This window comes from Microbacterium sp. 01T413_2, from assembly GCF_056398985.1.
This window is the reverse complement of the sequence record NZ_JBFTQL010000016.1, coordinates 31,009-47,727: the sequence shown is the minus strand read 5'-3', so window position 1 is coordinate 47,727 and position 16,719 is coordinate 31,009. Positions and strand designations below refer to the sequence as shown.

Below are 16,719 nucleotides of genomic sequence, written 5' to 3'. Positions count from 1 at the left end.
ACGGCTACTTCTTGAACTGCGCGTTGATGAAGTCGAAGTAGGGCTGGTTGAAGTTCGGGTCGGGGTTGGAGAACGGCAGGCGTCCGAGCTTGCTCAGCGCCGGAGCGCCCTGCGGGCCGGGAGCGTCCGGCGTCCAGCCGTACGACTTGTTCTTCTCGGCGAGCGCCTTCTGCCCCTCGGGCGAGTACAGCCAGTTGATGTAGAGCTGCGCGGCGTCCGCGTGCGGGGCCTTGTTCACGATGCACATGCCGGTGCGGGACATGAAGTTGCCGCCGTCGTCGAGCGGGAAGACCGCGGCGACCGGGCCGCCCTTGGCCTTCACGTCCTCGTAGAAGCCCTGGTAGACCGCGATGCCGATCGGGAACCGACCGCTGGCCACGTCCGCGGGGACGTTGGGCTCCGACTGGGCGAACTGCACGTCCTGCTTGGCGAGCGCCTCGACGTAGGGCTTGCCCCACTTGTCGGCGCTCTCCGGCACCATGAGCGAGGTGAGGATGTAGCGGATGCCGCCGGGGACGGTCGGGTCGCCGACCGTGATCTTGCCCTTCCACTTGGGGTCGAGCAGGTCCTTCCAGTTCTTCGGGGCCTCGTTCTCCTTCACCATGTCGGTGTTGTAGACGAACACGAAGTAGCGCATCGCGTAGTAGGTGAGGCGGCCGTCGAAGTTCGTCGGGATCTCGAAGCCGTCCGGAGCCGTCTGCACGTCGGCCTTGGTGCACAGATCTGCCTTCGCGGCGACCTGCGGCGACTCCCCGCCGTCGTAGATGTCGGCGATACGGTTGCCGCTCTGCGCCTCGGTCTCGATCTTGGTGATGCTCTGCGCGTCCGGCTGGTCCTGCTGGACGACCTTGATGCCGGGGAAGCGGTCCGTGAACGCCTTGAACAGCGCCTTCTGGGAGGAGACGCTGGGCCCGTAGACCACGATGTCCGTCTTCCCGTCGGCGACGGCCTTGCCGTACAGGTCGTTCATGTGCTTGTTGCCCGCGGCACTGGTGCCGGGGACCTCGATCGGAGTGTCGGGCTTGGCCGCGGCCGTGCCGGAGGAGCACGCAGTCAGGGCGGCGAGCGCGCCGATGGCCAGGGTGGCCGTGGCGAGGCGGAGGGTGGTGCGGGAGAACGTCATCATTCTTCCTCTCGGGTGTGTCAGGGAGTGATCCGGGTGAGGGGGACTGAGGGGGCGCGGCCCGAGCGGCCGGCGCGGGCGCGGAGGACCGCGGCGAGTTTCATGGACCCCGCGGCGAGCGCGAGCACGCCCATGGCCGCGACGAGGATGATCATGAACAGCGCGGCGCCCTGCGACATGTTGCCCTGCAGGAACTGCTGGAACGCGGTCAGCGAGACCGGCTGCAGTCCCGGCGGGGCGAGCAGCATCGGCACCGACAGGTTGCCTGCGATGAAGAGCGCGGAGAGGAACCAGCCCGACAGGAAGCTGGGGACGACGAGTCGGAGCACGATCGTGAGCAGCACGCGCCAGGATCCGGCGCCGGACGTGCGCCCGGCCTCTTCGAGCTCCGGCGAGAGCTGCGCGAGCGCCCCCTCCGCGATCCGGCTGGAGACCGGGATCGTCGCGACGATGAGCACGAGCGTCATGAGGAACGCGGTCCCGTAGAGGCTGCGGAAGGCGGGCACGTAGAGCACTGCGAACATGTACGCGAGCGCCAGGACGATGCCGGGCAGCGCCCACGGGATCCACACCGAGAACGACGTGTAGGAGCGGATGAAGCCGGTCCGGCGCGCTGTGACGTACGTGGTGAGCAGCGCGACCGCGATCGAGCCGAAGCCGCCGATCACGGCGAGCCAGGCGGTGAGGCCCAGACTCGAGCTGAACTCGGGATCTGTGAGCATCTGCACGTAGTTGTCGAACGTGAGCCCTGTGCTCACGACGCCGAAGATCGGCTGCAGGCTGCCCAGGATCATCGCGAACAGCGGCAGGATCAGGTTCAGCAGCAGGAACACGACGATGAGGGCGGACAGCACCCAGCGCACCGGGCCGAGTTCCTGCGGCTCCCGGCGCGAGGTCTTTCCGGTGAGGGTGGTGAAGCTGCGGCCCCGCAGGATCCAGCGCTGTGCGAGGAACAGCAACAGCACGAGCACGATGAGCACGAGCGACAGCGCGAAGGCCTTCGTGTACTCCGCCGGCGCCTGATCGCGGACGTAGTGGAAGATCTGGGTCGAGAACACGAAGATGTTGGCCTGCCGTCCGATCAGCTGCGGGCTGTCGAAGGACTGGAACACGAGCACCGCGATGAGGATCGCGGCCCCGGTGATCGCGGGCCCGACCGAGGGGATCGTGATGGTGAAGAAGGTCCGCACGGCACCCGCGCCGCTGATGGCGGCCGCCTCGTCGAGCGACTGGTCGCGATTCTTGAAGGCGCCGAGCATGAGCAGGTACGCGAACGGCATGTAGCCGAGCGACATCAGCAGGAACAGGCCACCCCAGCTCTGGATGTTGATGAGCGGCCCGTGCATGCCGAGCATGCGGCCGAACTGGTTCAGCAGGCCGTTCTGCGGGTTGCCCAGCATGATCCACCCGAGCGTGTGGAACAGCGGCGGCACGAACAGGTTGACAGCCATGAGCGGCGTCAGCAGGCGGCGACCGGGGACGTTGGTGTTCGCCGCGATCCACGCGAAGAGCCCTCCGCCGGCGACGGAGATCGTGCCGCACACGACCACGAGCAGCAGCGAGTTGCCCATGGTCTTCCACGTCTCGGGATCCTGGAAGGCCGCGAGCAGCCCGCCGAGCGTGAAGGGCAGGTCGTCGGACGGAAGTCCGTCGCGGAACGCGCCGATCGCGATCATCGAGACCGGGTAGACGAACACGAGCGTCAGGGCGGCGAGGAACACCGTCCACCCGAACCCGCCGGTCAGCGAGCGCCGGATCGATGCTCGCCGGTCGCGTTCGAAGTCGCTTGCCGTCACTGCCCTCTTCTTCCGTTCGCGAGAGCGGATCCGAGACCTCCGGTCACCCGGGATCAGACCGCTCCGTCTGTCGTGTTGTCAGCGTAGGAAGCCGCTGCGCGAGCCTCATCGGGCCCGGCTCCGAAGTCCTTCCCGGGCGATCCGACACGGTGTCGGAACCCGGGCCGCCGGTGGCGCGATCGTGTCCGTCGGCGATCCCCGGCGCGCGATCGCGACGCGCCGGGATCGATCAGGGGGTCAGAGGAGGGCCGCGAGGACGGCGTCGTTCTCCGCGGGGAGGCCGACCGTGACACGCGCACCGCCGGCGTTCGGGAACGGCCGGGCGAGGACGCCCTGCTCCGCGAAGCGCGCCATGAGGGCGCCGGCATCGCCGGGGAGGAAGAGGAAGTTGGACTGGCTAGGGAGCACGGAGACTCCCGCGCCGTCGAGAGCCCGCACGATGCGCGCCCGCTCCGCGACGATGATCGCGATGCGCTCGTCGGCGATCGCGATCCCCTCGGGACGGAAGGCCGCGATGAGCGCGGCCTCGGCGATCCCGTTCAGCGCGAAGCCGACCGAAGTGCGCCGCAGCGCCTCCGCGATCCGCTCCGAGGCCGCCGCGTATCCGGCCCTGATGCCCGCGAGGCCGTGCGACTTCGAGAGCGTGCGCAGGATCACGAGGTTCTCGAACTCATCGAGCAGCGGCAGCGTGGCCTCGACGGGCTCGTCGGTGACGAACTCCCGGTACGCCTCGTCGAGCACGACGATCACGTTCTCCGGCACCTGCCCGAGGAACGCACGCACGCCCTCGACCGGGATCAGGCCGCCGGTGGGGTTGTTGGGGTTGCAGAGGTACACGATGCGCGTCTCGGGACGGATCGCCGCGGCCATCTCGCCCAGGTCCATCGCGCCGTCGTCGGCGAGACCGACCGCCGTGGTCTCGGCCCCGGCGAGCGCCAGAGCGGCCTTGTACGCCTCGAAGGACGGTGCGGGGTAGACGCCGTGCACGCCGGGCTCGCAGACGAGCCGCGCGAGACCGTGCAGCAGAGACCCGGAGCCGTTGTCCACCGCGACCCGGTCGGGAGCGACACCGAGAGCTCCGGCGATCGCGGCGCGGGCCGCGGCGCGGTGATAGTCGGGGTAGCGGTGCAACGTCTCGACCGCCACGGTCATGGCCGCGACGATCGGCGCCGACGGCGTCCAGGGCATCTCGTTCTGCGAGAGCCGGATGGGCGGCGGTGTCGCGCCGGCGGGACGGTTCGGGGTCTGCAGCATCTCATCGACGACGCTTCGGAACTCGAGCGACATGCGTCCTCCTCGGGCGGAAGTCAATTGTTAATAATGAATATGAACATTATTGAAGACGCGCCGCCCTGTCAACCCGCTCCGCCCTCGGAGCCTCAGGAGAGCAGTGTCGCGACCGAGGAATGCCGGTGCCGCTCAGCCGCGGACCGGGCGAGGTCGTGATCGCGCTGAGCGACGGCCGCGGCGAAGTCAAGGTGCGTACGCAGCCGCTCGGGAGTGCTGGGCGCCGTGGCGCCTTCGAGCTGCTCCGCGATGATGTACTCGACGAGGTTCGTGTAGAGGCTGCGCAGCAGTTCGTTCGGCGTGATCAGGGCGATCCGCGCGTGCAGCGCCCAGATCGCCGACGGCCCCGCCTCGGTGCCCCACACGGCCTGGAGCCGCTCGGCCAACGTCGCGATCTCGGCGACATCGTCGTCGCTCGCGTGCTCGATCGCATCGTGCAGCACCAGACCGTCCAGCGCGTCCAGCACGCGGAGGCAGTCGCTCGCGGTCGCCTTGCCCTCGCGCAACTGCAGCAGCTGGTCGCTGAGCTGCATGAACGGCGAGCGCGACGCGACGAAGATGCCGCCGCCGGGGCCGGGCTTCGCGTCCACGATGCCGCGCGAGCGCAGCAGCTGGATCGCCTCGCCGAGGGTCGCGGGCGCCACCCCGAACCGGGTCGCGAGCTCCTGCCGCCTCCCGATGAAGTGCCCGGCCTTCCAGCCGCCGGAGACGATCTCGTCCTCGAGCGACTTCGCCACCTGCACGGCGACGGCGGCGTTGGTGATCTGCGTCATGGCTTCCCCCGGTGATCCCTGCGGTGACCCCGAGCCGGCCACGCGTGAGTACAGAGTATGAGGTGACCCGCCTCGGCGCACCCTCTATTGGATATATTCATCATATCCAATGACCATCGGCGGCCACGGATCGTCGACTCGGGACGAAGGAGCCCCCCATGACGGATCCCGCCGCGCTGCGCGCAGACGCCAGATCCCTCCAGCCCGAGCTGGTGCGCCTGCGCCGCGCGCTGCACGCGCACCCCGAGGCGGGATTCGCGCTTCCCCGCACCCAGCGCGCCGTGCGCGACGCGCTCGACGGTCTCGGCCTGGAGATGCAGACCGGGCCGGAGGAGTTCTCCTCGATCACGGCCGTCGTGCGGGGCGCCCGGCCTGGTCCCGCCGTGCTGCTGCGTGCCGACATGGACGCTCTGCGAGTGCAGGAGCGCACCGGGCTCCCCTACGCGTCAGATGTCGACGGGTTGATGCACGCGTGCGGGCACGACCTGCACACCGCCGGCCTCGTCGGCGCGGCCCGGCTGCTGGCAGCGCGGCGGGAGCGGATGGCCGGCTCGGTCGTGCTCATGTTCGAGCCCGGCGAGGAGGCCGGAGGCGGAGCTCTCCGGATGATCCGCGAAGGCGTGCTCGACGCCGCGGGTCCCCGCGTCGAGGCGGCGTACGGCGTGCACGTCCTGCCCGGGCCTGCCGGGGTGTTCTCGACCCGCGGTGGGACGATCATGGCGGGCGCCTGCGCGCTCGAGATCGTGGTCGAGGGCCGCGGCGGACACGGGTCCCGCCCGCAGCAGGCGATCGATCCGGTGCCGGCCGTCGCGCAGATCGTCCTGGCCCTGCACGCCTTCGCGACCCGCCGCTTCCCGACCTTCGATCCGATCGTCCTCTCGGTCACGAAGCTCGCGGGCAGCGAGATCATCAACGCGATCCCCGACACGGCCTCACTGGGAGCGACGGTCCGCATCCTCTCGGACCGCAGCCGCGAGGTGCTGGAGAGGGAACTGCCGGATCTCGCGCACGGTATCGCGGCTGCGCACGGCTGCCGCGCCAGAATCTCTTTCCGCACCGTCTACCCGGTCACCGTCAACGATGAGACGTGCGCCGAGCGGGCGCTCGGAACGATCGGCGGGCTGCTCGGCACGGAACGCACGGTCCCGGCTGCCGAGCCGTCGATGGCCTCCGAGGACTTCTCCGCGGTCCTGGCCGAGGTTCCGGGAGCATTCCTCTTCCTCGGCGCCACACCGGAGGGCATCGATCCCGACGAGGCGGAGATGAACCACTCCCCCCGTGCGCTTTTCGACGACGGCGTCCTCGCGGATCAGGCCGCAGCGCTCGCCGCGCTCGCGCTCGCGCACGTCGGCCCCCGATGAGCCCCGCCGGATCGCTGCGGAGCGCCACGGACCGCCGGATCGGGGGCCGCGACGGCCGGGCGGGATCGTTCCGCCACCGACCACCGCCGCCCCCGGGCGGATCAGTGCTTCTCGTGGATGAGCGACCAGGGCGAGGGGAACACGTCCACCCGCACCCGCACGATCGCCGGACGCCGGGCCACGATCGCGGCCTCGATCGCGGTGCGGACGCCGTCGGCGTCCTCGACGTCCACGAAGTCGATCCCGAACGCCTGCGCGAGCAGCGCGAAGTCGGGGTTGACGAGGTCGGAGCCGATGAAGCGCCCGCCGTAGGTGTCGCGCTGGATGCGCCACACATTGCCGAACCGTCCGTCCTCGAACAGCACGGTCACCAGCGGGATCCCGTACCGCTTGGCGGTCGCGAACTCCTGCAGCGACCAGCCGATCCCGCCGTCGCCGGTGACGGCGACGACCGGGCGGCCGCCCGAGCCCACCGCGGCGCCGAGCGCTGTCGGCATCGCGTAGCCGAGCGTGCCCTGGTACCCGGGCCACACGTAGGAGTGCGGCGCCTGCACGGGGAAGCCGTAGGTGGAGACGTAGCCGATCTGGGTGAGCTCGTTCACGTACACGCCGTCCTCGGGCAGCGCGGCGCGGATCGCGTCCACGAAGGCCATCTGCGGCGCCACGCGCTCGCGGATCCGCTCCTCGCACTCGGCACGCAGGCGACGCAGCTCGTCGCCCCAGCCCTCGCGCGCCGGGGCCTCGGCGACGAGCGCCTCGAGCACCGCGGTCGCGTCGGCCTGGATCGCGAGGTCGGGCCGTCGCGGGGATCCGAGATCCGCGGCCTCGACATTCACGAGCGCGATCCTCGCGTCGCCGACGTTCAGTTGCTGCCCGAACGGGGTGAGGAAGCGGCTGCCGAACGAGATCACGAGGTCGGCCGTCGCGCGCAGCTCCCAGAGGGCGAACGCAGGGAGGGCATGCGGATCGCGTGCGTCGATCGCCCCGCGGCCGTTCTCGCTCATGACGACCGGGGCGTCCAGCTTCTCGGCGAGGGCTGCGATGAGCGCGAACGCGCGCGTCCCGCGCACGCCGCCCCCGACGTGCAGGACCGGGCGCTCGCTCTCGGCGAGCAGGCGCAGGAGCGCCGCCACGTCCTCGGCGGGCGCGACCGGCGCCTCCACCGCGAACGGGTCGCCGACCTCGACGTCGATCTCGGCGTGCAGCAGATCCGGCCCCAGTTCGAGGGCGACGGGGCGCGGACGTCCGGTGCGCATCTGGCGGAAGCCCTCGTGCACCAGCTCGGGGATCTCCTCGGCCCGGGTGGGCCGCACCGCCCATTTGGTGAGCCCCCCGACCGTCTCGGTCTGGCGCGGGATCTCGTGCAGCGCACCGAGCCCGCCGCCGACGAGACGCGAGGGGATCGTTCCGGCCAGCAGCATCACCTGCGAGGAGCAGGCGTACGCGGTCGCCATGCCCGCTCCGGCGTTGAGCACGCCGGGCCCGGGCACCACCATCGCGACGCCCGGCTTCCCGGATGCCCTGTGGTAGCCGTCCGCCATATACGTCGTGCTCTGCTCGTGCCGCGGGACCAGCAGGCCGATCTCGTCCTGCTTGCGGTACATCCCGTCGGTGAGCCCGTCCAGCTGCACGCCGGGGATCCCGAAGACCGTCTCGACGCCCTCGCTGAGCAGGGCCAGGGTGAGCGCGTCGCCGCCTGTCATCTTTGCCATCGCATCGCCTCTCAAGAAATGAATATAATGAATATAGATCTATTCGCAGAGTCCTCGCAACGCGACCCCTCCCGGGCCGTCCGGACGGAGGCTCACGACCGCTCCCCCGACGCCGCCGGGAGCGCCGGAGAACCGGGAGGCGGGCGATGACCCTCGAAGCACAGGTACAGGCGTATGCGGACCGACTCGGACGGCCGATCATCGTGTTCGACGCGGAGTTCGCCGTCACCGCGTTCAGCGTGCACGACGGCGATGTCGACCATGCGCGGCTGGCGATCATCCTGGCCCACCGCGGCTCGTCCCGCGCACGGGAGTCGATCAAGGAGTTCCGGGTCGGGCAGGCGGACGGCCCGGTAGTGATCCCGGCGATCGAGGGCGGGCAGACGCGACTCGTCGCACCGATCCGGCACGACGGGCACCTTGTCGGCTACGTGTCGTCGACAGTCCCGGAAGGGTACGAGCCCGTCGCCGATGATGAGGTGCTGCGCACAGGCCGGGAGCAGTTGGGCGTGGTGCTCGCCGCGATGGCGCTCGGCAACAGGCAGGACGAGGACAGGGCGCTGCGACTGCTCTCCGCACTGTTCGGCGGGGCGGCGGAACAGCGGGCACGCGCCGCGGACGAGCTGCTCACGAGCGGCCTGCTCTCCCCCGCCCCGCACTACACCGCAATCTCGCTCGCGGTGGCACCCGGCGCCGTGGCGAGCGCAGCCACCCTGCGCCTCCTGCTGGACCGTGCCGTCGCGAGCATCCCGGTGTTCCCGACCCTCAAGGCGGTGGGAGCGGTGATCGACGGCGAGGCCGTCCTCGCCGTGCCCTACGAGATCGACGCCGATCGCCTCACCGCCCTGCTCGCGCAGCCCGCTTTCTCCGCACTGCGTGCCGGAATCGGGGGCGCGCACGCCCCGCTCGCCTCGGCCGTGCGGTCGCTCCGGGAGGCGCGCATCGCCCAGCGCGCCGCGGTCGTCGACGAAGCACGAGGCAGCGTCGCGCACTGGGCCGACCTGGGCCTCGACCGTGTGCTCCTGCAGCTGCCGCTCGCCGAGCTCGCACTCACCGATCTCCCCGAAGCGGTGCAGCGTCTGCTCGATGCGCAGTCCGGGCCCGACCTCGCACACACTCTCGAGGCCTATCTGGACTGCGGCTGCGATGCGCAGCGCACCGCGCAGGAGCTCCACGTGCACCGGAGCACGCTCTACTACCGGCTCGACCGCATCCGCGCGATCGCCGACGTCGACCTCGCCGACGGAGGCGTGCGCCGCGAGCTGCACACCGCACTTCGCGTCGCGACGCTCGCCGGCCTGCGCTGACGCGCAGACAGCGATCGGACAATTGACTATATTGATTAGAGTTTATTGCGGCCGTCCTCCGACCGCCGCGACCCCGCCGCACGCAAGGGAGCTGCCATGAACGCACTGCTGACCTCGGTCTCCGACCCCGACGGCCGCCCGATCCTCGACGCCGCGACCCGCGCGGAGGTCGGACGCGCCCCGGTCCGCACCGTCGCGGATCTGGAGCGGGCGATCGACGCCGCCCGGACCGCCCAGCCCGGCTGGGCCGCTCTCGGCCACGCCGAGCGCTCCCGACTGCTGCACCTCGTCGCCGACGAGCTCGACGCGCACGCCGACGAGCTCGGCGAGATCGTCACCGCCGAGCAGGGCAAGATCGACGGCGCCGGAGAGGTGCACGGCGCCGCGCACTGGCTGCGTGCCGCCGCCGATACGGTCCTGGAGCCGCAGGTGCTGCGCGAGGAGGGCGCCTCCCGCACCGAGCTGCATTACGTCCCGCTCGGCGTCGTCGCCTCGATCGGCCCGTGGAACTTCCCCGTCATGATCTCGGTCTGGCACATCGCGCCGGCGCTGCGCATGGGCAACACAGTCGTCATGAAGCCGTCGGAGAACACCCCGCTGAGCGTCCTCGCGCTCGCGGAGATCTTCCGGCGCCACCTGCCGTCCGACGTCGTGACCGCCGTCTCCGGCGACCGCGAGGTGGGGGCGGCGCTGGCCGCGCACCCCGACGTCGCGAAGATCGTCTTCACCGGATCCACCCCGACCGGCCGGCGGATCGTGGAGAGCTCGGCGCACAACCTCGCCCGACTCACGCTCGAGCTCGGCGGCAACGACGCCGGGATCGTACTGCCCGGCACGGACGTCGCCGCGGTCGCCGATCGCCTGTTCTGGGGCGCCTTCATGAACACCGGGCAGGTGTGCGCCGCCCTCAAGCGCCTCTACGTGCACGACTCCGTCTACGACGAGGTGGTCGCCGCGCTCGCCGAGCGCGCCGAGGCCGCGCCGATGGGCTCGGGGCACGACAAGAGCAACCGGCTCGGCCCGGTGCAGAACCCCGCCCAGTTCGACATCGTCTCGCGCCTCGTCGACGACGCCCGCGAGCGCGGGGGCAGGATCGTCACGGGCGGGGAGCCGGCCGCGGATCTCGGCCCGCTCTTCTACCGCGCCACGATCGTCGCCGACGTCGAGGACGGCGCGGCGATCGTCGACGAGGAGCAGTTCGGCCCCGTGCTGCCCGTCGTGCGCTACACCGAGGTCGACGACGCGGTGCGCCGCGCGAACGGTACGGAGCAGGGCCTCGGCGCCTCGGTATGGGGTCCGGACGCCGATGCGGCCGCCGAGGTCGCCCAGCGCCTCGACGCCGGCACGGTGTGGATCAACCAGCACGGCGGCGTAGATCCGTCGATCCCCTTCGGCGGCACCAAGGCCTCGGGCTACGGGCTGGAGTTCGGCGTCGAGGGACTGCAGGCGATGGCGGCGACGAAGGTCATCCGCCGCTGAGCGGCGGCCCGTAGCCCGTCGTCGGATCCACCCCCTCCCGTCGTCGGATCGCTCCCGTCGCCAGAACGGATCCGCTCCCGTCGCAAAGAATGCCGTTCTGAGCGTTGCACAGTGGCATCTTTGCGACGGGAGCACCCGGGGACCGGGTCAGACAGCCCCGCGGAGCAGCTCCCAGAGCGCGGCGGCCTCCGGAGCGGTCGGCGCGGCGCCGCGCCAGACCACGGTCTGGTCCTGTCGGACGAGGGTGATCGGGAGCTCGTACTCCTCCGGAAGGTGCGCCGCCGCGGCCTCGACCGTCGTGAACGGGATTCCGCGGAGCTCGGCCGATGCAGCGAGCACGGCCGTCGGCGTGCCCGGCGCGCACACCGCCGTGTAGCCCGCGGAGAGCAGGTCGTAGAGCGAGGTCCCGTCCGCGACCCGGAAGTGCGGGGCACGGCAGCCGGGGACCGTCGAGGCCGTGTAGGAGCCCATCGTGTATTCGGGCGCCGTCCCGTCGTCGTACCGGATGATCGGCGAGGCGTCGTAGCTGTAGCCGTAGTTGAGTCCCGCCGCCGCGAACTGGGGCTCGTTGAGGTCGTGGACGGCGGCGCCGAACGCTCGGCGCGCCTCGTCCCCCTCCGGCCCGTCGTCCTCGAGCGCCGCGGGCAGTCCGGGCTTGGCCAGCTTCTGCTGGTGGCTCATCGCGAAGTGCGAGACCTGCTCCGTGATCGGACGTCGCTCGGCCTGGTACGCATCCAGGATCCGCTCGTCCGCCCAGCCCGCGATTCGCGCGCCCAGCAGCCAGGTGAGGTTCAGCACGTCGGCGATGCCCGCGTTCATGCCGAATCCGGCGAACGGCACCCAGAGGTGGCAGGCGTCGCCGGCGATGAAGACCCGGCCGTCGCGGAAGCGGTCGGCGAGCAGGCGCCGCGCGACCCAGTCCTCCTTCGAGACGACCTCGTAGGAGAAGTCCTCGTCGACGCCGAGGATCGCGCGGATCGCCGCATCGCGGTCGACGGATCCCGGATCCTCCGCCTCCTGGGGCGAGAGGTAGGTGTGCACGAGGAACGTCCCGGTGCCGTCGATCGCGTAGACGTGTCCGACCCGGCGCGGGTTGAACGTGTAGTAGCCCCAGGCGCGGGGCTCGTCGGCCGACATGAGGCCGTACAGGTGCGGGGCGCGGATGCACGTCGACTGCACGTGCTGCAGCACCGGATCGCCGCTGAGCTTCGCCCCGATCTGCTTGCGCACGGCCGAGCGGCCGCCGTCGGCGCCGATGAGGTAGCGAGCGCGCAGCGTGCGCTCGTTCTCGCCGTCGAGGTCGCTGATCGTCGCGGTGACGCCGTCGTCGTCCTGTGCGAAGGAGTGGAACCGGGTGCGGTTGAGCAGCGTCACCCCGGGCGCCTCCGCCGCATGCCGGGCGAGGATCGGCTCCAGGAACGTCTGGTTGATGCGGTGCGGCGGCTCGGGCGTCGCCCAGGTCGTGTCGGGCCCGTCCGTCGCGGTGTACCGCTCGCCGCTCGCCGGGATCGGGATGCGGGACAGCTCGCGCCCCGTGAGCGAGGTGCGGAACGCCACATCCTGCGGATAGTCGGCGGGCAGCCCCGCCGCGCGCACCTCGGCCGCGATCCCGAGCCGACGCAGGCTCTCCATGGTGCGGGACGCGACGTGGTTGCACTTCACGTTCGGCGGCTCGAGGAAGTCGCGCGTCTCGACCACGATCACCGAGACCCCGCGGGAGGACAGATCGAGCGCGGCGAGCAGGCCGACGGGGCCCGCTCCGATGATGAGGACGTCGGCGTCCGGCGTGCCGGTCATCGTGCTCCGTTCGGGTCGGCCGCCGGACGGATCGGATCCCCGAGGCGGCGGAAGTCGTAGAGGTCGAGGGTGAGCTCCCCCGCGCGCAGGCGCGCCATGTACGCGTCCTCCTTCGCGGCACGGGCGCGCGCCGCGTCCCGGATGCGGTCGACGTCCCCGGAGGGCAGGATCGCGACGCCGTCGCGGTCCGCGACCACCAGGTCGCCCGCGTTCACGACGCGGCCGCGCAGCGTGATCGGGATCCCGATCGTGCCGGGCCAGTGCTTGATCGTGCCGCGGATCGAGATCGAGGTGCTGAACGCCGCGAAGCCGAGTTCGCGCAGCTGCGCGGTGTCGCGCACGCCGCCGTCGATCACGAGGCCCGCGATGCCGCGCGCCTGCGCCGCCACCGCCATCACCTCGCCCCAGTAGCCGAAGGGCGCTCCCCCGCCGTCGACGACGAGCACGTCGCCGGGGCCCGCCGCCTCGAGGCCGTGGTGCAGGGCGAGGTTGTCCCCCGCCTGCGCCGACACCGGCACCGCGCGTCCGACGATCTCCGCGCCGTCCCAGGCGGGGCGGAGCGCCGCGTCGAGGAAGCAGTCCTGCCCGGAGGCCTCGTACAGCGTCGCGCTCCCGAGGCGCAGCAGCTCCGCAGCGTCGACCGTATTCGCGCCGCTCACGCCTCGGCCCGCTGCAGGTCGTGGTAGCCGTAGCGCGCGCGGGCCTCGGCGATCGAGGCGCCGCCGAGCGCCGCGACGAGGATCGACTCCTCGCGGGCGTGGATCGTCTCCGCGACCTCGAGCACCTCGGCCTCGCAGTCCTGCGGGATGGCGACGACCCCGTCGGAGTCGCCGAGCAGGATGTCGCCTGGACGGACCGTGACCCCGCCGATCGTGACCGGCCCCTGCTCCTCGGCGACTTCGACCCTGTCCTTGCCGGTGCGCATGAAGCGCCCGCGACTGTAGATGGGATAGCCGATCGACAGGGCGCGATGCGTGTCGCGGCAGACGCCCTCGATCACGGTGCCGGCGATCCCCCTGTGATGCGCGACGGCGGTGAGGATGTCCCCCCACACCGTGCAGTCGACGCGGGCGTCGTTGTCGAGCACGACCACCTGCCCCGGCTCGACCTGGTCGATGAAGTCGCCGACCGTGCCGGCCGGCACCTGGGCGCTGACGTAGCGGACGGTGAAGGCGCGGCCGACCATGCTCTGGCCGTCGGCCAGCGGCGCGAGGCCGAGCAGGCTTCCGGGGCGACGCAGCTTGTCGAGCGCGTCCGAGACGGTCGCGGTGCCGAGCGCCCGGAAGCGCCCGATGAGGGGATCCGTCATGAGTTCTGCTCCTCTGCGGTGACGGTGGGGAACTGGGAGTCGTGCATGACCTCGCTCACGTCCCGGCCCGCGCGCACGGCCTCCGCCATCCGCTCCTCCCGGTCGGCGATGCGGCGGGCGAGGCCCACCACCCGCTCGGCCTGGTCGGCGGCGACGAAGACGACGCCGTTGACGTCCGCGATCACGTAGTCGTAGGAGGCGACCGGGACGCCCGCGACCTGGATCCGCTCGTCCGCCGCCTGCTGCACGATCCGGCCGCGCGCGCTCACCGGCACGGCGGCGCGGGCGAACAGGGGCAGGCCGAGCGCGGCGCTCTCCTGCACGTCGCGGCACGCGCCGTCGACGATCACGCCGGCCACACCGCGGCGCACCGCGGCCTCGGCGAGCAGGCCGCCCCAGCACGACACGTCGATGCGGCCGTGGTTGTCGATCACGACGACGTCGTCGGGCTCGGCGACGGCGACGAGCGGCGTCGCGATGTGCGTCGCCGGTCCGGCCGCGCCCTTGGGCGCCGCCGTGACCGTGCGCACCCGGCCCGCGGTCACACCGGCCGACGGCCACCGCGGCGCGAGGGCCGTGACGGCGCCGGAGAGGCCGAGCGTGTCCAGCGCGTCCGACACCGCGCAGCTGTCCAGCTCGCGCAGCGCCGCGACGATCGGATCCGTCATCGGGCGGTCCGCTCCCAGGTGAGGAAGCCCATCGCGTTGCCAGTGCCGGCCTCGGTGCGGTAGCACGGCTCGTAGTCGACATTCGTGACACTGAGGCCGACCTCGTCGGCGATGCCCGCGACCGCGATCCAGTTGCGCAGCTCGGAGGCCCCCGACATCATCTCGCCCGCGGGGACCGAGGAGAGGTATGCGGCGTCGTGGTCCTTCATCGCCTGGATGAACTCGGAGTCGAGCTTCTCGTCGATGACGAAGTGACTGAGGCCGCCGGACGCGACGACGCCGACCTTCAGATCGCCGGGGAACGACTGGATCGCCCGGCCGACGGCGCGTCCGAAGTCGTAGCAGCGCTTGGCGCTCGGCGGATTCGGCTCCCAGAACGTGTTGATGAAGATCGGCACCATCGGGATCGTCGACTCCTGGCCGAGGAAGCGCTGGTAGATGAAGCCGAAGCCGTGCGGGATCGTGTGGTTCTCGTAGCGTCCGGCCGGGATGATCTCCGTCGCGCCGGTGTCGAAGTCATCCGCCTGGGTCGACTGGATGATGTGCTTGCCGAGCGCGCGGTGCGTGGGGCGCATGACCGTGCGGTCGGGCACATCCCCCATCGCGGCCTCGGCGAGGCCGGGAGCCATCTCGTCCAGCTGCGCCTGCGTGTACGGCACGTGGGCGACCTCGTCGCCCCAGAACACCGAGAACGGTGCGAGCCACTCGTCGCCGTAGGTCTCCTTGTGGTCGCTCGAGATGATGACGAGCACGTCCACGTCCTGGTCCGCGATGAAGCGCGAGAGCGAGTCCATCGACGCCTGGCAGCTGTCCCAGCGGCGCTGCATGACGTCGTGGGTGATCTCGGCGGAGAAGTCCTCGCGGAGGGCCTTGAGCTCCTCGAACGAGTACGTGCCCCCGCGGAACTTCAGGCCCTTGCTGCGACGGTCGGCGACGCCGCGCGTCTCCCAGGCCTCGGGCGGCGCGGCCTTGAGCTGCGGGCCGTGCGAGGTGCCGAATCCGGCGACGATCTCGGTCATGGTGGATCCTTTCTCGGAGTGCGGGCGCGGCCGTCAGAGACGGAAGAGGGCGCGCGCGTTGTTCTCGAGCACGTCGGCGCGACGGTCGTCGTCGAGCCACTCGATGTCGTCGATGAGCAGGTGGATGTCGTCGAACCAGCGCCCGGTCGCCGGGTCGATCTGCGACCCGGTGCCCGGCTTCTCGGATCCGAAGAGCACGCGGTCGGCCCCGACGGCCTTGAGCAGCAGCTCGAGACTCTCCTGGGTGTAGAGGCAGGAGTCGAAGTGGAAGTTGCGCAGCTTGTCGAGGTAGGAGACGCCGGTGCGCACGACCGAGGGCAGGAACCGGCCCATCTGGTACGGGATCGCCCCGCCGCCGTGCGCGACGACGACCTTCAGATCCGGGAAATCGGCGAAGACGTTCGCCTGGATCATGCTCCAGACCGAGACCGTCTCCTCCTGGATGAAGTGCAGGCTGTACGGCTCACGGGAGGGGAACTTGCACCCCGCCGAGTGCAGCAGCATCGGCACGTCGAGCTCGCAGAGCGCCTCGTAGAGCGGGTACCAGTAGCGCTCGCCCATCGCGGGCGGCACTTCGGTGCCCTCAAAGGGGTCGGAGTTGACCATCGCCCCGACGAAGCCGAGCTCGGTGACGGCGCGGCGCAGCTCGGGCAGCCACTGCTCGACACTCAGGTACGGGCTCTGCGGGATCCCGGCGACGCCCCGGAAGCGGCCGGGGAAGAGCTCGGTCGCGCGGTGGATGAGGTTGTTGGTCTCGGCCGTGAACCACTCGACGATCTTCGTCGGGCGCTCGGAGTGCATCGCGTGGAACGGGCGCGGGGAGAGCAGCTGCAGATCGATCCCCGCGCCGTCGATGTGGTCGAGGTGCGAGATGTTCCCGAAGCTCGGATGCGGTGCGTTGTACGAGGCGATGAGGGCGTCGTCGCTGATGATCGGAGGCTTGCCGCCGTGCGAGCCGCGCGCGGCGAGCAGCGAGGCCTTCCACGCGTAGTACGCATCCGGGGCGGACATGTGGCCGTGGACATCGATGATCACGGGGGCTCCTTCTGAGTCTTCTGCGGTCCGGAGGGCCGGGGCTTCGTCGCTGT

14 protein-coding genes are annotated in these 16,719 nt (G+C 71.1%); 3 read left to right on the top strand and 11 right to left on the bottom strand.

Annotated elements, in window-relative coordinates:
• Nucleotides 1–4 precede the first annotated feature (4 nt).
• From AC1DMN_RS10155 to AC1DMN_RS10140, 4 genes are all read right to left on the bottom strand, one after another.
• Complete coding sequence (locus AC1DMN_RS10155; RefSeq protein ID WP_477231150.1) at nucleotides 5–1,123, bottom strand: ABC transporter substrate-binding protein; 1,119 nt, start codon at nucleotides 1,121–1,123, stop codon at nucleotides 5–7.
• Between the two features lie 20 nt (nucleotides 1,124–1,143).
• Nucleotides 1,144–2,919 carry an ABC transporter permease gene (locus AC1DMN_RS10150; RefSeq protein WP_477231149.1) on the bottom strand — a complete coding sequence of 592 codons (1,776 nt, stop codon included), beginning with the start codon at nucleotides 2,917–2,919 and terminating at the stop codon, nucleotides 1,144–1,146.
• Between the two features lie 237 nt (nucleotides 2,920–3,156).
• Nucleotides 3,157–4,206: a pyridoxal phosphate-dependent aminotransferase gene (locus AC1DMN_RS10145; RefSeq protein WP_477231148.1), complete on the bottom strand. Its 1,050-nt coding sequence runs from the start codon at nucleotides 4,204–4,206 to the stop codon at nucleotides 3,157–3,159.
• Nucleotides 4,207–4,298: 92 nt separating this feature from the next.
• Complete coding sequence (locus AC1DMN_RS10140) at nucleotides 4,299–4,979, bottom strand: FadR/GntR family transcriptional regulator (protein ID WP_477231147.1); 681 nt, start codon at nucleotides 4,977–4,979, stop codon at nucleotides 4,299–4,301.
• A 158-nt stretch (nucleotides 4,980–5,137) separates the two neighbouring features.
• Here AC1DMN_RS10140 and AC1DMN_RS10135 point away from each other — a divergent pair, with 158 nt between their 5' ends.
• A complete protein-coding gene (locus tag AC1DMN_RS10135) occupies nucleotides 5,138–6,340 on the top strand; it encodes a M20 metallopeptidase family protein (RefSeq protein WP_477231146.1) in 1,203 nt (400 codons plus the stop codon).
• Between the two features lie 101 nt (nucleotides 6,341–6,441).
• Here AC1DMN_RS10135 and AC1DMN_RS10130 read toward each other — a convergent pair whose 3' ends face one another.
• Complete coding sequence (locus AC1DMN_RS10130; RefSeq protein ID WP_477231145.1) at nucleotides 6,442–8,052, bottom strand: thiamine pyrophosphate-binding protein; 1,611 nt, start codon at nucleotides 8,050–8,052, stop codon at nucleotides 6,442–6,444.
• Nucleotides 8,053–8,198: 146 nt separating this feature from the next.
• Here AC1DMN_RS10130 and AC1DMN_RS10125 point away from each other — a divergent pair, with 146 nt between their 5' ends.
• Nucleotides 8,199–9,359: a PucR family transcriptional regulator gene (locus tag AC1DMN_RS10125; RefSeq protein ID WP_477231144.1), complete on the top strand. Its 1,161-nt coding sequence runs from the start codon at nucleotides 8,199–8,201 to the stop codon at nucleotides 9,357–9,359.
• Nucleotides 9,360–9,455: 96 nt separating this feature from the next.
• Complete coding sequence (locus AC1DMN_RS10120) at nucleotides 9,456–10,838, top strand: aldehyde dehydrogenase family protein (RefSeq protein WP_477231143.1); 1,383 nt, start codon at nucleotides 9,456–9,458, stop codon at nucleotides 10,836–10,838.
• Nucleotides 10,839–10,985: 147 nt separating this feature from the next.
• On the opposite strand, the gene AC1DMN_RS10115 is transcribed toward AC1DMN_RS10120, so the two are convergent.
• The 6 genes from AC1DMN_RS10115 to AC1DMN_RS10090 are packed head-to-tail and all read right to left on the bottom strand — an operon-like array spanning nucleotide 10,986 to nucleotide 16,666.
• On the bottom strand, nucleotides 10,986–12,635 hold the full coding sequence (locus tag AC1DMN_RS10115; RefSeq protein WP_477231142.1) for an FAD-dependent monooxygenase: 1,650 nt from the start codon (nucleotides 12,633–12,635) through the stop codon (nucleotides 10,986–10,988).
• A complete protein-coding gene (locus tag AC1DMN_RS10110; RefSeq protein WP_477231141.1) occupies nucleotides 12,632–13,294 on the bottom strand; it encodes a 4-carboxy-4-hydroxy-2-oxoadipate aldolase/oxaloacetate decarboxylase in 663 nt (220 codons plus the stop codon). The genes AC1DMN_RS10115 and AC1DMN_RS10110 overlap by 4 nt, the downstream gene beginning before the upstream one ends.
• Nucleotides 13,291–13,944, bottom strand: coding sequence for an RraA family protein (locus AC1DMN_RS10105; protein ID WP_477231140.1), 654 nt, complete (start codon nucleotides 13,942–13,944; stop codon nucleotides 13,291–13,293). Before AC1DMN_RS10105 ends, AC1DMN_RS10110 begins: the two co-directional genes overlap by 4 nt.
• A complete protein-coding gene (locus tag AC1DMN_RS10100; RefSeq protein WP_477231139.1) occupies nucleotides 13,941–14,612 on the bottom strand; it encodes an RraA family protein in 672 nt (223 codons plus the stop codon). The genes AC1DMN_RS10105 and AC1DMN_RS10100 overlap by 4 nt, the downstream gene beginning before the upstream one ends.
• Complete coding sequence (locus tag AC1DMN_RS10095; protein WP_477231138.1) at nucleotides 14,609–15,631, bottom strand: DODA-type extradiol aromatic ring-opening family dioxygenase; 1,023 nt, start codon at nucleotides 15,629–15,631, stop codon at nucleotides 14,609–14,611. The genes AC1DMN_RS10100 and AC1DMN_RS10095 overlap by 4 nt, the downstream gene beginning before the upstream one ends.
• Nucleotides 15,632–15,664: 33 nt before the next feature.
• Nucleotides 15,665–16,666, bottom strand: a complete 1,002-nt coding sequence (locus AC1DMN_RS10090) for an amidohydrolase family protein (protein ID WP_477231137.1) — start codon at nucleotides 16,664–16,666, stop codon at nucleotides 15,665–15,667.
• Between the last annotated feature and the right edge of the window lie 53 nt (nucleotides 16,667–16,719).

Excerpts from the sequence above, each read along its gene's own strand:
- AC1DMN_RS10100 (WP_477231139.1), bottom strand. The coding sequence starts at position 14,612 with ATGACGGATCCGATCGTCGCGGCGCTGCGCGAGCTGGACAGCTGCGCG.
- AC1DMN_RS10135 (WP_477231146.1), top strand. The coding sequence starts at position 5,138 with ATGACGGATCCCGCCGCGCTGCGCGCAGACGCCAGATCCCTCCAGCCC.
- AC1DMN_RS10155 (WP_477231150.1), bottom strand. The coding sequence starts at position 1,123 with ATGACGTTCTCCCGCACCACCCTCCGCCTCGCCACGGCCACCCTGGCC.
- AC1DMN_RS10125 (WP_477231144.1), top strand. The coding sequence starts at position 8,199 with ATGACCCTCGAAGCACAGGTACAGGCGTATGCGGACCGACTCGGACGG.
- AC1DMN_RS10145 (WP_477231148.1), bottom strand. The coding sequence starts at position 4,206 with ATGTCGCTCGAGTTCCGAAGCGTCGTCGATGAGATGCTGCAGACCCCG.
- AC1DMN_RS10140 (WP_477231147.1), bottom strand. The coding sequence starts at position 4,979 with ATGACGCAGATCACCAACGCCGCCGTCGCCGTGCAGGTGGCGAAGTCG.
- AC1DMN_RS10105 (WP_477231140.1), bottom strand. The coding sequence starts at position 13,944 with ATGACGGATCCCCTCATCGGGCGCTTCCGGGCGCTCGGCACCGCGACC.
- AC1DMN_RS10095 (WP_477231138.1), bottom strand. The coding sequence starts at position 15,631 with ATGACCGAGATCGTCGCCGGATTCGGCACCTCGCACGGCCCGCAGCTC.
- AC1DMN_RS10130 (WP_477231145.1), bottom strand. The coding sequence starts at position 8,052 with ATGGCAAAGATGACAGGCGGCGACGCGCTCACCCTGGCCCTGCTCAGC.
- AC1DMN_RS10120 (WP_477231143.1), top strand. The coding sequence starts at position 9,456 with ATGAACGCACTGCTGACCTCGGTCTCCGACCCCGACGGCCGCCCGATC.
- AC1DMN_RS10115 (WP_477231142.1), bottom strand. The coding sequence starts at position 12,635 with ATGACCGGCACGCCGGACGCCGACGTCCTCATCATCGGAGCGGGCCCC.